This is a genomic window from Variovorax sp. Varisp46, assembly GCF_059491885.1.
Map to the genome: position 1 here is coordinate 597,070 of NZ_CP168515.1, position 13,026 is coordinate 610,095.

Here is a 13,026-nt window from a genome sequence, read left to right on the forward strand (position 1 = left end):
AATGGGTTGGTCACCCGATGTAACTGATGTCTGCGATGCGCAACCCGGCGATTTTATCGGCCAGCTCCACAACCACGCCCCCGCCATCGCCCGAAAGGGCGCGCGCGCCCTTGCGCGGCAGTCCGTCCATCTTCGACGCCTGCCAGATCGGGGTGGTGCTGCGCACCGTGGTGTTCGTCGAGGTGGTGGTGGCGATTGCGACCCTGTTCGTGGCGTCCACGCCCGGCGAATGGCTGGTGCAGGCGGCCACGGTCACGGGCGGGGCCCTGCCTGCCACGCTGCTGTGGCTGGTGAGCGCCTGCGGGCTCAAGAAGCCGCTGCAGCGCCTGCCGAAGCAATGGCAGTACACGGCCGGCGCCGTGCTCGGCGCGGTGTCGGCGCTGTATGGCTGCGGCCTGTTGCGCCTCACGGGCGTGCTCTCCACCGCGCCCTGGCTGGCCAGCGCCCTGGCCGGCACCCTGTTCTCGGCGCTGGTGATGGCCGCGATGGTGCTGCGCGCGCGCGGCCAGACGCCCGCGGCGATGACGGCCCGGATCGAAGAGCTGCAGTCGCGCATCCGCCCGCATTTCCTGTTCAACACGCTCAACAGCGCCATCGCGCTGGTGCGCGAGGAGCCGGCCAAGGCCGAGACCATGCTCGAAGACCTGGCCGAGCTGTTCCGCCAGGCGCTGGCCGACCCGGGCGAATCGGGCACGCTGGCCGACGAGATCGCGCTGGCCGAGCGCTACCTCGCCATCGAGCAGGTGCGCTTCGGCGACCGCCTGCGCATCCGCTGGGACCTGGATGCCGCCGCCAGCAACGCGCGCCTGCCGCCGCTGCTGCTGCAGCCGTTGGTCGAGAACGCCATCAAGCACGGCGTGGAGCCCAGCCCCGAGGGCGCCAAGGTGCGCATCCGTACCGAGCGGCGCGGCGGCATGGTGGTGATCGAGGTGGTCAACAGCCTGCCGCCGCTGCGCTGGGCCGACGAGCCGCTGCCGCGCGGCCACGGCATTGCGCTGGCCAACGTGCGCGACCGTTTGCGGCTGCTGCACGACATGCAGATGCAGTTCAGCGCCGGCATGGACCAGAAAAATTACCGGGTTCGCATCGCCATTCCCGCCGAATCATGACGGATCAGGCTCGCCCCCTGCCGGGGGCAACACCTGCGGCCCGGCAAAGCCGGTTCCGCGGTGTTCACCGAAAGAGAAGAAGAGAGACTGCATGACCCTCAGGACACTGATCGTCGACGACGAAGCCCTGGCGCGTTCGCGCATGCGCACGCTGCTGCGCGACTGCACCTCGCCTGCCGCCGACGTGGTGGCCGAGGCCTCGCAGGGCGCCGAAGCGCAGCGGCATCTTGCTGCGCTGGCGCTCGACCTGGTGCTGCTCGACGTGCACATGCCCGGCGTCGACGGCATCGAGGTGGCGCGCGCACTGCGCAGCCGGCCCGACGCGCCGGCCGTGGTGTTCGTGACCGCGCATGCGAGCCATGCGGTGACGGCCTTCGATCTCGATGCGGTCGACTACCTGACCAAGCCCGTGCGCGCCGAGCGCCTGCAGCAGGCGCTGCAGAAGGCCGAGCGCTTCCTGAAGGAGCGCCGTGCACTGCAGGCCGAGGCCCAGGTACCCGAGACGGTGCTGATCCAGGACCGTGGCCGCGCCGAACGCGTGCCGCTGTCGGAGGTGCTCTACCTCAAGTCCGAATACAAGTACCTCACCGTGCGCACCGCCACGCGCAGTCACATCCTCGACGGTTCGCTCAACGAGTTCGAGGAGCGCTATCCGAACCGCTTCCTGCGCGTGCACCGCAATGCGCTGGTGGCGCGCTGGGCCATCCGCGCTTTGGAAAAGTACGACGATGGCGAGGACGCCGAAGGCTGGGCGCTGCGGCTCGACGCCATTCCCGAACCCGTGGCCGTGTCGCGCCGCCAACTTGCCGCGGTGCGCGAAGTGCTGAAGGAAACGCGATGAACGACGAGCAGAAGACCCCGGCCTCCGAAGAAAAGCCCGCACCCGCCGAAGCCTCCGCGGAGCCTCCGGCTGCCGCGCCTGCATCCGGGGCCGCGTCCGAACCCCCGCCCGAACCTTCGCCGGAGGAACTGCTCGCGCAGCCCGCGCCGACCGGGCGCGAACGCCTGGTGCTGGACATGCCGATCGACGTGCGCAGCGCCTCCCTGGTGCTGCTCGCGGTGCTGGCCACGGTCTTCACGCTGCAGTGGGCGAAGGCGGTCTTCATTCCGCTGATGCTGAGCCTGCTGCTGGCCTATGCGCTGTCGCCGCTGGTCGAGCGCCTGTATCGCTGGAAGCTGCCGCGCTGGATCGGCGCGGCGCTGATCCTCGCGGGCGTGTTCGGCGGAGTGGGCTGGACTGGCTACTCGCTCTCGGGCAATGCCTCGCAGCTGCTCGATGCACTGCCGGTCGCCGCGCAGAAGCTCGGGCAGGCGATGCGCAGGGACAGGAACGCCAGCGCGACGCCGCTCGAAAGCGTGCAGCAGGCCGCCGCCCAGCTCGAACGCGCCGCCGAGGAAAACTCGGCCCGCGTGGCGGCGCGCAAGGGCGTGGCGCGCGTCATCGTCGAACGGCCCAACTTCAATGTGCGCGACTACCTGCTGAGCGGCACCGTCGGGCTGCTCGGCGCCATGGGGCAGCTCACGCTGGTGGCCTTTCTCACCTACTTCGCGCTGTGCTCGGGCGACACCTTCCGGCGCAAGCTGATCAAGATCACGGGGCCGAGCCTGCAGAAGAAGAAAGTCACCGTGCATGTGCTCGACGACATCACGCGCAACATCGAGCGCTATCTGCTGGTGCAGATCTTCACGAGTGCGCTGGTCGGCCTCGCCACCGGCCTCTCGTTCTGGGCCATCGGCCTCGAGAACGCTGCCGTCTGGGGCATCCTCGCGGCGGTCACCAACCTCATTCCCTACATCGGCTCGGTGATCGTGCTTTCGGCGGCCGGACTCGTGGCCTTCCTGCAGTTCAACACGCTGCAGATGGGCCTGCTGGTGGCCGGCACCTCGCTGGTCATCCACACGCTGGTCGGCAACCTGCTCATGCCCTGGCTTACCAGCCGCACCAGCCGCATGAACCCGGTGGCGGTGTTCGTCGGGGTGATCTTCTGGGGCTGGCTCTGGGGTATCTGGGGGCTGCTGCTGGGGATTCCGATCACGATGGTGATCAAGTCGATCTGCGACCGGGTCGAGGACCTGCAGCCGGTCGGAGAGCTGCTGGGGGAGTAGGGCTGCGCACAGCAGCGCAAGCCAGCCGCTCCCGGGCGCCGTCGTGTCGCTCAGCGCAGGGCGCGCTGCATCAACACGGTGTCCACCCACTGCCCGAACTTGAAGCCGACGTCGCGCAGCACGCCGACCCGATCGAAGCCCAGCTTTTCGTGCAGCCGCTGCGAGCCCATGTTCGCGCTGTTGCCGACGACCGCCACCATCTGCGTGAAGCCGCTGTCAGTGCAGCGGCGGATCACTTCGTGCAGCAGCGCCTTGCCGATGCCGCGGCCGTGCACGCCGTGCGCGACGTAGATCGAGTCTTCCACCGTATGGCGGTAGGCGGAGCGGGCGCGGTAGGCCGTGGCATAGGCATAGCCGGCCACTTCGCCGCCGATCGTCGCCACGAGGTAGGGCAGGCCGCGAGCGGTTACGTCGGCACGTCGCGCCTGCATCAGCTCGACGGTGGGCACATCCTCCTCGAAGGAGCAGAGGTCGTGCAGCACGTAGTGGCTGTAGATGGCCTGCACGGCGGCCATGTGGTGCGGTTCGGCGTCGAGGACTTCAACGGTGGTGGAAGCGATGGGTTGTGATGGCATGCCCCGATCTTGACGACCCACATTCGATAAGTGAAGCTTCGCCGAGATATGCAAGGCATGAGAAATACTTTGGATAAGTCGCTGAACCTCGACCAGCTCAGGTCCTTCGGGCTGGTGATCGAAACGGGCAGCTTTTCGGCGGCCGCCGAGCGGCTCGGGCTCTCGCAGCCGGCCGTGAGCCTGCAGGTCCGCCAACTGGAACGTCGCCTGGCGGTGCGGCTTGTCGAGCGTGTCGGCAAGCGCGCGAAGGCCACGCCCGCGGGCATGGAGTTGCTGCGCCACATGCCGCACATCGACGCCGCGGTGGAGAACGCGATCGATGCGCTGGCCGACCATGCGAGCGGCATCGCGGGCCGGGTGCGGCTGGGCACGGGCGCCACGGCCTGCCTGCATTTCCTGCCGGCCGTGCTGCGCGGCCTGCGCGAACGGTTTCCGGAACTCGGCGTGGTGGTGAGCACCGGCAACACGGAAGACCAGGCGCGCAAGGTGGAAGAGAACAGCCTCGACCTCGCGCTGGTCACGCTGCCGGTGGCGGGGCGTTCGCTGGCGGTGATGCCGGTGCTCGACGACGAGTTCGTCGCGATCGGTCGGGCGGACTTCGCGCCGCTCAAGGCGAGGGTGGCGCCGGGTGACCTTGGCGCGTTGCCGCTGGTGCTGTTCGAGCCTGCCGCCAACACGCGCAAGCTGGTCGACCGCTGGTTCGCCGCGCAGGGCCTGCATCCGCAGCCCGTGATGGAGCTGGGCAGCGTCGAGGCGATGAAGGAAATGGTGGCCGCGGGGCTGGGCCACGCCATCGTGCCCGGCATGTCGATGGCGGGCCGCGGCGCCCATCCCGAGCTGAAGACCAGCCGGTTGAATCCCCGCATGCACCGCACGCTGGCCGTGGTGATGCGGCGGGACAAGCCCGTCAGCAAGGCCTTGCGCGCGGTGCTCGATGCCATCGTGGCGGCCGGAAAGCCCGGCCGCCGCTAGCCAGGTTTCCGTTACTCGGGAATGGCGGCCAGCGCCGCGCCGCCGCGTGCCCGGCCCAGCGTGCCGACAATCAGCGCGGCGATCAGCACCAGCACGCCGCTCAGCACCATCGCGCTGGAGATACCGAAGCTGTCGACCGTCACGCCGCCGATCAGCGCGCCCGAGGCGATCGCCACCTGGAAGCCGCTCACCAGCAGGGCCTGGCCGGCTTCGGGCGCGTCGGGCACCGCTTCCATCATCCAGCCGGTCAGCGCCACCGGGATGAGGCCGAAGGCCACGCCCCAGATCACGACCACCACTGCCCCGGGCACGAAGCCAGAGCCGATCACGGTCGTCAGCAGCAGCGCCGTCGCGAGCATCAGCGCCGCCAGCAGGGTGGTGCCGCGCACGCTTCGCGCCACGAGGCTGCCGCCGACGAAAGTGCCGACGAAGCCCACCGCGCCGTAGACCAGCAGCAGCGTCGAAACCGAGTTGGGCGCCAGTCCGAACACCTGCTGCAGCAGCGGCTTCAGGTAGGTGTAGGCCGCGAAGTGGCCGGCGATGAAGAACAGCACCGCGAGCAGGCCGACCTGCGCCATGCGGCGCGTGAGCGGCGTCAGCAGGTCGCGCGCGCCGATGGCGCGCACCGGCGGAATCGATGGCAGCAGCCACAGCTGCACCAGCAGCACGAGCGCGGCGAGAGCACCGGTCACGGCGAACGAGGCACGCCAGCCGAACAGCGTGCCGAGGAACGAGCCGGCCGGCACGCCGAGCACGGTGGCGGCCGACACGCCGGCGAGCACGTACGACATGGCCCGCGCCTGCGAGGCATGCGGCACCAGTTGCGTGGCGGCGGCGGGTGCGAAGGTCCAGAAGCCGCCGACGCACAGGCCGAGCAGCAGGCGCGCGACCAGCATGGTGGCGAAGTTGGGCGCGAAGGCGGCGAGCAGGTTCGAGGCGATCAGCAGCGTGGTGAGCGCGATCAGCACGGTGCGGCGGTCGAGCTTGCCCGAAGCGACGATCAGCGCCGGGCCGGCGAAGGCGGCCAGCACGCCGGGCATGGTGACCATCAGGCCGGCCGTGCCGTCGGACACGTTGAGCCCGCGCGCAATGTCGGTCAGCAGGCCGATGGGCATGAACTCGGTCGAGACCATGGCGAAGGTGCCGACGGCGATGGAGCCGACGGCAAGCCATGCGGAGCGGGAGGCCGAGGCCGGTGCGGGTGCCGCCGCGCTCGCGAGCTCGTCGATGCAGGGGTTGCTGCTGGGTGAATTCATCATGGAATGCGGTCCTTGGAAGCACCGGCGACGAACTCGCCAATGCTGGTGAAGAGGCATTCGAGTGTGCGAGCGGTCGCGTGCGCGACATAGGGGCCGGGAAGCAGTAGTCAGTTTCCCGAGGGCGAACAATCGGCCCTTTTGATGGCTATCGCCATCCGCATGCCCGCTGGCGCGGCTCAGGTGAGCGTTGGCCGCAGCTGCAATATCCGGCCATCGGCGATGAACGAGTCGCCGATCAGCATGCGAAAGGCCGCGCCCTGCGGAAACTTCGGTTGGGCAATGGCCGGCGAGAGAAACTCGATCTCCAGCGCCGCAGGCTTGCCGCGCTCCAGCGCATCGCCCGGCGGCACGACCCAGCGCGCCGAGAAGCCTTCCTTGTCGATCACCAGCGCGCAGCGGTATTCGCCCGGCGCGATCGGAATGTCCTGCGAGGGCAGGGCCGGCTTGCGGAAGGTGAGCTCGGCGAGCACATGCGGCGCGAAGGCGCCCAGCGTGTCGAAGCTCGGTGGCGCCACGGCCGCGGGCGGCGGCGCGCGGCGTGGCCGCTTGCTGATGAGCCACGCGATGACGTTGCCGATGATCGGCACCCACAGCACCATCAGCAGCGTGCCGATGTCGCGGGTGGTGGAGCCGGGTACTGCGTAGTGCCGCACGACGGCGCCGCCGATGGCCACGCACAACAGCACGGCGACGATGACCTTTCGGCGGAACTGGATCTTCGTGCTCATGCCTTGGGCGGTGCTGCTTCCGCAAAGGAGGGAATGTCGCAAGCGTGGTCCAACCACGGCACTTCGTGCGAGGTCCAGATGTGCGCGCTTGGACGCTGGCCCGGGTCGTCGTCGAGCGAACCCAGACGCAGGATCACCTGCGGCTGCGCCACCCATTCGGCCACGAGGTGCGTGCCGCAGCGGGTGCAGAAATGGCGCAGCTTGCCGGGCGTCGACTCGAACGAACCGATGGCGTCTTCGCCCGCGGTCCAGCGGAAGTCGGACCTGTCGACGCGAGCGGTCGTGGTGAAGGCCGCGCTGTGCGCCTTGCGGCAGGTCGCGCAATGGCAGTGGGCGATGGGCCCGGCGAGGCGGGCGGCTTCGTACCGGACGGTGCCGCAGAGGCAGGAGCCTTTCATGGCGATCTCTCTTGGGTGTTGGGGCAGCGAGTCTATGCCCGCTTTCGCCTCTCCCCCGGATGCGTCATCCCGTGTTGCGCAGCCCCGCCGCCACCCCGTTGATCGAGATGTGGATGCCGCGCTGCAGCCGCTCGCCGCCGTCGCCCGCGCGGTAGCGCCGCATCAGCTCGACCTGCAGGTGATGCAGCGGATCGATGTAGGGGAAACGGTGGCGCACCGAGCGCTGCATCTCGGCATTGCCTTCGAGCCGCTGCTTCGCGCCGGTGATGAGCGTGAGCGCATCCGACGTGCGGTGCCATTCGGCGTCGATCATCGAGAACACCTTCTGGCGCAGCTTGCGGTCCGTAACCAGCTCGGCGTAGCGCGACGCCAGTGCGAGGTCGCTCTTGGCCAGCACCATGTCCATGTTCGACAGCAGCGTGCGGAAGAAGGGCCATTGCGCGTACATCCGCTGCAGCAGGGCCACGCGTTCCTTCTTGCCCGCGGCGGTGCCGGCGGCGGCCAGGAATTGCTCCACGCCCGAACCGAAACCGAACCAGCCCGGAATGGTCAGGCGGCACTGGCCCCAGCTGAAGCTCCACGGCACTGCGCGCAGGTCGTCGATCTTGTGGCTCGGGTTGCGCGACGCGGGGCGCGAACCGATGTTGAGTTCGGCGATCTCGCGGATCGGAGTGGAGCCGAAGAAGTAGTCGCCGAAGCCCGGGGTTTCGTACACCAGCTTGCGGTATGCGGCCATGCTCGCTGTCGAGAGTTCGCCGGCCGCCGAGAGGAAGGTGGCCGGCGCCAGCTTGCCCTGCGGCAGCAGCGTGGCTTCGAGCGTGGCGGCCACCAGCGTCTCGAGGTTGCGCCGGCCGATCTCGCGGTTGGCGTACTTAGAACCGATGACTTCGCCCTGCTCGGTGAGGCGGATCTGGCCGCGCACCGTGCCCGGCGGCTGCGCAAGGATCGCCTGGTAGCTCGGGCCGCCGCCGCGCCCCACCGTGCCGCCGCGGCCGTGGAACATGCGCAGGCGAATCGGGTTGGCCTTCTTCTTGTTCAGCTCGTCGAACAGCGATACCAGCGCGATGCCCGCGCGGTAAAGCTCCCAGTTGCTGGTGAAGATGCCGCCGTCCTTGTTGCTGTCGCTGTAGCCGAGCATCACGTCCTGTTCGGCGCCCGAGCGTTCGATGAGCGCCTGGATGTTCGGCAGCGCGTAGAAGGCGCGCACGATGGGCGCGGCGTTGCGCAGGTCTTCGATGGTTTCGAACAGCGGCACCACGATCAGGTCGCAGGTGGCGTTGCTGTCCATCGCGCCGCGCAGCAGGCCCACTTCCTTCTGCAGCAGCAGTGCTTCGAGCAGGTCGCTCACCGTTTCGGTGTGGCTGATGATGTAGTGGCGGATGGCCGCGGCGCCATAGCGCGCACGCGCGGTGCGGGCGGCGGCGAAGATGGCCAGCTCGCTCTTCGCGAGCGGCGAGTAGTCGGCGTCGGGCACGCGCAGCGGGCGGGCGTCGTCGAGCAGCTTGAGCAGCAGCGTCTGCTTGGCCTCTTCGGCCAGCGAGGCATACGAAGGCTCGATGCGCGCGGTGGCCAGCAGCTCGGCGATCACGGCCTCGTGCTTGTCGGAGCTCTGGCGCAGGTCGACTGTGGCCAGGTGAAATCCGAACACCTCCACCGCACGAATCAGCGGCAGCAGGCGCGGCGCGGCGAGCACGGTGCCGTGCTTTTCCTCGAGCGACTCGGCCACGGTGCGCAGGTCGGCCAGGAACTCTTCGGCCGTGGCGTACGGGTTCTGCGGCGCGACGGCGTGGCGCGCGGCCTCGCCGCCAGTGAGCTCGCGCAGCGTGGCCGCGAGGCGCGCATACACACCGGTGAGCGCGCGGCGGTAGGGCTCGTCCTTGCGGTGTTCGCTCTTGTCGGGCGAGCGCTCGGCCAGCGCCTGCATCTCGACCGACACGTCGACCAGCGTGGCCGACAGCGACAGCTCGCTGCCGAGGTAGTGCACCTCGGTGAGGTAGTAGCGCAGCGCCAGTTCGCACTGGCGGCTCAGTGCGTATTCGAGCGTCTCGGCGGTGACGTTGGGGTTGCCGTCGCGGTCGCCGCCGATCCACTGGCCCATGCGCAGGAAGGGGGCGACCGAGGGTGTGTGGCCGCCCTGGGCCAGGGCCTTTTCGAGGTCGGCGTACACGCGCGGGATCTCGCGCAGGAAGGTAGCTTCGTAGTAGCTCAGCGCGTTCTCGATTTCGTCGGCCACGGTGAGCTTGGAAAAGCGCAGCAGGCGCGTCTGCCAGATCTGCGTGACGCGGATGCGCATCTGCGTTTCGTTCTCGGCGAATTCGAGTGGCGTGAGCGCGTCCTTTCCCCCGGCGTAGGCGCTCTGGCGCAGCTTGATCTCGTCGCGCGCGGTGAGCAGTTGCGCGATGGCGCGCTCGGCGTCTAGGATGCTCTTGCGCTGCACCTCGGTCGGATGCGCGGTGAGCACCGGCGAGACGTAGCTGTGGGCCAGCGAGGCAACGATTTCGTCGGGCTTCACGCCCGCCTTGCGGATGCGGGCGAGGGCGGTCTGCAGGTCGCCGTCGACGCTTTCGCCGGCGCGCTCGGTTTCGGTGCGGCGGCGGATCTGGTGACGGTCTTCCGCGAGGTTGGCCAGGTGGCTGAAGTAGGTGAAGGCGCGGATCACGCGCACCGTCTCGGCCGCGCTCAGGCCCTTGAGCAGGTTCTTCAACGCGCGGTCGGCGGCGTGGTCGGCATCGCGGCGAAAAGCCACGGACAAGGTGCGGATCTTCTCGACCAGCGCGTAGGTCTCGTCTCCCTCCTGCTCCCGGATCACGTCGCCGAGGATCCGGCCCAGCAGCCGGATGTCGTCGATCAACGGCTGGTCTTCGGCCTGGCGGCGCTTGGGGGGAGCAGGGGTCTTGCTGGCTTTCATTCGATGTTGGTCCTGGACTTCTTGAATGGATGCGCCGTCTGCGTTGCTGCGGCGCAACATGCTAGCATTCCAAGGGTTTGGAACACGTACTTTTGGAACAGGTCTTGAGCAATATCGTGATCGCCACGCGCGAAAGCCGCCTGGCACTCTGGCAAGCCGAACACGTGCAGGTGCTTTTGCAAGAAAAGGGCCACACGGTCAGCCTGCTCGGCCTGACCACCACCGGCGACCAGATCCTCGATCGCTCGCTCAGCAAGGTGGGCGGCAAGGGGCTCTTCGTGAAAGAGCTCGAACTCGCGCTCGAAGAAGGACGCGCCGACATCGCGGTCCATTCGCTGAAAGACGTGCCGATGGACCTGCCGGAAGGCTTTGCGCTCGCCTGCGTGCTGGAGCGCGAAGACCCGCGCGATGCGCTCGTCTCTCCGCGCTACGACTCGCTCGACGCAGTGCCGCAGGGCGCGGTGGTCGGCACCTCCAGCCTGCGCCGCTTGGTGCTGCTGCGCGCGCTGCGGCCCGACCTGCGCATCGAACCGCTGCGCGGCAACCTCGACACCCGCCTGCGCAAGCTCGACGAAGGACAGTACGACGCCATCGTGCTGGCGGCGGCCGGGCTCAAGCGGCTGGGGCTCGAGAGCCGCATCCGCGTGGCCTTCGACCCCGACACCATGCTGCCGGCCGCGGGGCAGGGTGCATTGGGCATCGAGGTGCGCGCGGACCGCACCGACCTCATCGGGCTGCTGGGCTCGCTGGCCCATGACGGCGACTGGCTTTCCACCACCGCCGAGCGCGCGGTGAGCCGCGCAATGGGCGGCAGCTGCTCGATGCCGCTCGCGGCCCACGCGCGATGGCAGGCCGATGGCGCGTTGCGCATCGATGCAGCGTGGGGCGACCCGGAAGGCAACGCGCCGCTGGTGAAGGTGCATGCGCTGGCGCCCGCCGCCGGCTTCGCCGAGGCCGACGCGCTCGGCCAGCGCGCCGCGGCGCTGCTGCGCGACGCCGGAGCCCACTGACATCCGTGGTCATCGCATGACCGCCCGTCCCGTCATCGTCACGCGGCCGGCGCGCGAGGCAGTGCAATGGGTGAGGGACCTGCGCGCAGCGGGACTCGACGCAGTCGCGCTGCCGCTCATCGTGATCGAGCCGGTGGTCGATGCCGAGCCCTTGCGCACGGCGTGGCGGCAACTCGCGGACTACTCGGCGCTGATGTTCGTGAGCGCCACGGCCGTCGAGCATTTCTTCCAGCACAGGGAGCCTGCCCGCGCATTGGCGGGATGCCGCTTCTGGGCCACGGGCCCGGGTACCACGCGCGCCTTGCTTCGTGCCGGCGTGCCGACCGGGTCCATCGACGCGCCGCCGCCCGAAGCCACGCGCTTCGACTCCGAAGCGCTGTGGGAGCGCGTGCAGGCCCAGGTATCGGCCGGCGTGCGCGTGCTGATCGTGCGCGGCGGCGACGAGGCCGGACGACCGACGGGGCGCGACTGGCTCGCCAACGAGATCGATGCCGCGGGCGGCCATCGCGACACCGTGGTGGCATACCGCCGGCTGTCGCCATCGCTGGACGTCGTACAACGCCAGTTGGCCATCGATGGTGCCGAGGGCCGCGCGATCTGGCTCTTCAGCAGTTCCGAGGCCATCGGCAATCTCCAGCGGGCGATGCCTGGCGTCGACTGGCATGCCGCAAGCGCGGTCGCCACGCATGCACGCATCGGCGAAGCCGCGCGGGCCGCGGGTTTCGGGGCGTTGCGTGTAAGCACGCCGCTGCTGGATGCGCTGATCGCGTCTATAGAATCCCTGGCATGAGCGCCGCGTCCCCGTCAGACGATCTTTCCCCTTCTTCCCCAACCGCTGCCACCGCGCCGGTGCCTGCCACGCTGGCACCGCACCAGACGCCGGCCGCGCAGGCCGCGGGCGCGCTGCTTCTCTCCCGCGTGGCGTTCGGCCTGGTGGCCCTCGTGGCGCTGGCCGCATTGCTGATTGCGATCGCGCTGTGGCAGAAGGTCAGCGGCATGAAGGAGCAACTGGCGCGCCAGAGCGCTGACGCCATCGCGCAATCGATGGAGGCGCGCACGCTGGCGCGCCAGGCGAGCGACACGGTGCGCGACGCTTCGGCCCGTGTGGCCCTGGTCGAAACCCGCGTGGCCGAAGTCGCGCTGCAGCGCTCGCAGCTCGAAGAACTGATTCAAAGCCTCTCGCGTTCGCGCGACGAGAACCTCGTGGTCGACATCGACTCGGCCGTGCGCCTTGCCTTGCAGCAGGCACAGGTCACGGGCAGCGTCGAGCCGCTGCTGGCCGCGCTCAAGGCCGGCGACGTGCGCATCGCGCGTGCCGCGCAGCCGCGGCTGACCCCCCTGCAGCGAGCCATGCAGCGCGATGCCGACCGCTTGCGCAGCAGCGTCAGCACCGACAGCGCCGAAGCGCTGCAGAAGCTCGACGAACTGATGCGCGGCGTAGACGACCTGCCCACGCTCAACGCAGTTGCCGTGCGCGGCAACGGCACCAACGCCTGGCAGGCCGAACCGATTCCCGCCGATGCGCCGTGGTGGCAGCGCGCACTGCTCACGGTGCGCGGCGAAGCCCGCTCGCTGGTGCGCGTCGGCCGCATCCAGAGCCCGGAGGCGATCCTGCTGGCGCCCGAGCAGTCCTATTTCCTGCGCGAGAACCTCAAGCTCAAGCTGCTCAACGCGCGCCTTTCGCTGCTGTCGCGGCAGATGGAAGCCACGCGCAGCGAGCTGTCGCAGGTGACCGCGTCGCTCAACCGCTATTTCGATCCCGCATCGCGCCGCACCCAGGCTGCCGCCACGCTGCTGCAGCAATTGCAGGCCCAGCTGAAGACGACCGAGCCGGTGCGCATCGACGACACGCTGGCGGCACTGGCCACCGCGGCCGCAGGGCGCTAGAACGAATGACCCACCGGCTTTTCACTTGCTTCGCTCCGTGCAATTCGCCATCCCCCTTGGGGAAGGCGCGGCTC

Annotated in this window: 13 protein-coding genes; 7 read left to right on the top strand and 6 right to left on the bottom strand. The window is 69.2% G+C overall.

The window, feature by feature from the left end; translation table 11 throughout:
* Positions 1–10 precede the first annotated feature (10 nt).
* Positions 11–166, bottom strand: a complete 156-nt coding sequence (locus ACEN9N_RS02705) for a hypothetical protein (protein ID WP_235507842.1) — start codon at positions 164–166, stop codon at positions 11–13.
* Between ACEN9N_RS02705 and ACEN9N_RS02710 the strand changes: the two genes are divergently transcribed.
* The 3 genes from ACEN9N_RS02710 (at position 111) to ACEN9N_RS02720 (ending at position 3,215) form a co-directional block, all read left to right on the top strand.
* Positions 111–1,109 carry a sensor histidine kinase gene (locus tag ACEN9N_RS02710; RefSeq protein ID WP_413315898.1) on the top strand — a complete coding sequence of 333 codons (999 nt, stop codon included), beginning with the start codon at positions 111–113 and terminating at the stop codon, positions 1,107–1,109. The genes ACEN9N_RS02705 and ACEN9N_RS02710 overlap by 56 nt on opposite strands.
* 91 nt (positions 1,110–1,200) lie before the next feature.
* Positions 1,201–1,950 carry a LytR/AlgR family response regulator transcription factor gene (locus ACEN9N_RS02715; protein WP_007830445.1) on the top strand — a complete coding sequence of 250 codons (750 nt, stop codon included), beginning with the start codon at positions 1,201–1,203 and terminating at the stop codon, positions 1,948–1,950.
* Positions 1,947–3,215 (top strand): AI-2E family transporter, encoded by a 1,269-nt coding sequence (locus tag ACEN9N_RS02720; RefSeq protein WP_495655313.1) that lies wholly within the window; start codon positions 1,947–1,949, stop codon positions 3,213–3,215. The genes ACEN9N_RS02715 and ACEN9N_RS02720 overlap by 4 nt, the downstream gene beginning before the upstream one ends.
* 50 nt (positions 3,216–3,265) lie before the next feature.
* Here the strand turns inward: ACEN9N_RS02720 and ACEN9N_RS02725 are convergent, their stop codons facing one another.
* Entirely contained in the window at positions 3,266–3,790 is a 525-nt protein-coding gene (locus ACEN9N_RS02725; protein ID WP_495655314.1) for a GNAT family N-acetyltransferase, read from the bottom strand.
* A 48-nt stretch (positions 3,791–3,838) separates the two neighbouring features.
* On the opposite strand from ACEN9N_RS02725, the gene ACEN9N_RS02730 reads away from it, so the two are divergent.
* Complete coding sequence (locus ACEN9N_RS02730; protein ID WP_495655315.1) at positions 3,839–4,762, top strand: LysR family transcriptional regulator; 924 nt, start codon at positions 3,839–3,841, stop codon at positions 4,760–4,762.
* An 11-nt stretch (positions 4,763–4,773) separates the two neighbouring features.
* Here ACEN9N_RS02730 and ACEN9N_RS02735 read toward each other — a convergent pair whose 3' ends face one another.
* The 4 genes from ACEN9N_RS02735 to ppc all read right to left on the bottom strand — a co-directional run bounded on the left by ACEN9N_RS02735 (position 4,774) and on the right by ppc (position 10,055).
* Positions 4,774–6,021 (bottom strand): MFS transporter, encoded by a 1,248-nt coding sequence (locus tag ACEN9N_RS02735; RefSeq protein WP_413315006.1) that lies wholly within the window; start codon positions 6,019–6,021, stop codon positions 4,774–4,776.
* Between the two features lie 176 nt (positions 6,022–6,197).
* Complete coding sequence (locus ACEN9N_RS02740) at positions 6,198–6,749, bottom strand: hypothetical protein (protein ID WP_495655316.1); 552 nt, start codon at positions 6,747–6,749, stop codon at positions 6,198–6,200.
* Complete coding sequence (locus ACEN9N_RS02745; protein ID WP_007830451.1) at positions 6,746–7,147, bottom strand: GFA family protein; 402 nt, start codon at positions 7,145–7,147, stop codon at positions 6,746–6,748. The genes ACEN9N_RS02740 and ACEN9N_RS02745 overlap by 4 nt, the downstream gene beginning before the upstream one ends.
* 64 nt (positions 7,148–7,211) lie before the next feature.
* On the bottom strand, positions 7,212–10,055 hold the full coding sequence (gene ppc, locus ACEN9N_RS02750) for a phosphoenolpyruvate carboxylase (RefSeq protein ID WP_495655317.1): 2,844 nt from the start codon (positions 10,053–10,055) through the stop codon (positions 7,212–7,214).
* Between the two features lie 104 nt (positions 10,056–10,159).
* Here ppc and hemC point away from each other — a divergent pair, with 104 nt between their 5' ends.
* From hemC to ACEN9N_RS02765, 3 genes are read left to right on the top strand one after another with little or no spacing between them, the layout of a single operon-like run.
* Complete coding sequence (gene hemC, locus ACEN9N_RS02755; RefSeq protein WP_495655318.1) at positions 10,160–11,065, top strand: hydroxymethylbilane synthase; 906 nt, start codon at positions 10,160–10,162, stop codon at positions 11,063–11,065.
* Between the two features lie 16 nt (positions 11,066–11,081).
* Positions 11,082–11,855, top strand: coding sequence for a uroporphyrinogen-III synthase (locus ACEN9N_RS02760; RefSeq protein ID WP_413315003.1), 774 nt, complete (start codon positions 11,082–11,084; stop codon positions 11,853–11,855).
* Positions 11,852–12,952: a uroporphyrinogen-III C-methyltransferase gene (locus tag ACEN9N_RS02765; RefSeq protein ID WP_413315002.1), complete on the top strand. Its 1,101-nt coding sequence runs from the start codon at positions 11,852–11,854 to the stop codon at positions 12,950–12,952. Before ACEN9N_RS02760 ends, ACEN9N_RS02765 begins: the two co-directional genes overlap by 4 nt.
* Positions 12,953–13,026 lie beyond the last annotated feature (74 nt).

Excerpts from the sequence above, each read along its gene's own strand:
- ACEN9N_RS02760 (WP_413315003.1), top strand. The coding sequence starts at position 11,082 with ATGACCGCCCGTCCCGTCATCGTCACGCGGCCGGCGCGCGAGGCAGTG.
- ACEN9N_RS02745 (WP_007830451.1), bottom strand. The coding sequence starts at position 7,147 with ATGAAAGGCTCCTGCCTCTGCGGCACCGTCCGGTACGAAGCCGCCCGC.
- ACEN9N_RS02725 (WP_495655314.1), bottom strand. The coding sequence starts at position 3,790 with ATGCCATCACAACCCATCGCTTCCACCACCGTTGAAGTCCTCGACGCC.
- ACEN9N_RS02740 (WP_495655316.1), bottom strand. The coding sequence starts at position 6,749 with ATGAGCACGAAGATCCAGTTCCGCCGAAAGGTCATCGTCGCCGTGCTG.
- ppc (WP_495655317.1), bottom strand. The coding sequence starts at position 10,055 with ATGAAAGCCAGCAAGACCCCTGCTCCCCCCAAGCGCCGCCAGGCCGAA.
- ACEN9N_RS02715 (WP_007830445.1), top strand. The coding sequence starts at position 1,201 with ATGACCCTCAGGACACTGATCGTCGACGACGAAGCCCTGGCGCGTTCG.
- ACEN9N_RS02720 (WP_495655313.1), top strand. The coding sequence starts at position 1,947 with ATGAACGACGAGCAGAAGACCCCGGCCTCCGAAGAAAAGCCCGCACCC.
- ACEN9N_RS02765 (WP_413315002.1), top strand. The coding sequence starts at position 11,852 with ATGAGCGCCGCGTCCCCGTCAGACGATCTTTCCCCTTCTTCCCCAACC.
- ACEN9N_RS02730 (WP_495655315.1), top strand. The coding sequence starts at position 3,839 with ATGCAAGGCATGAGAAATACTTTGGATAAGTCGCTGAACCTCGACCAG.
- ACEN9N_RS02735 (WP_413315006.1), bottom strand. The coding sequence starts at position 6,021 with ATGATGAATTCACCCAGCAGCAACCCCTGCATCGACGAGCTCGCGAGC.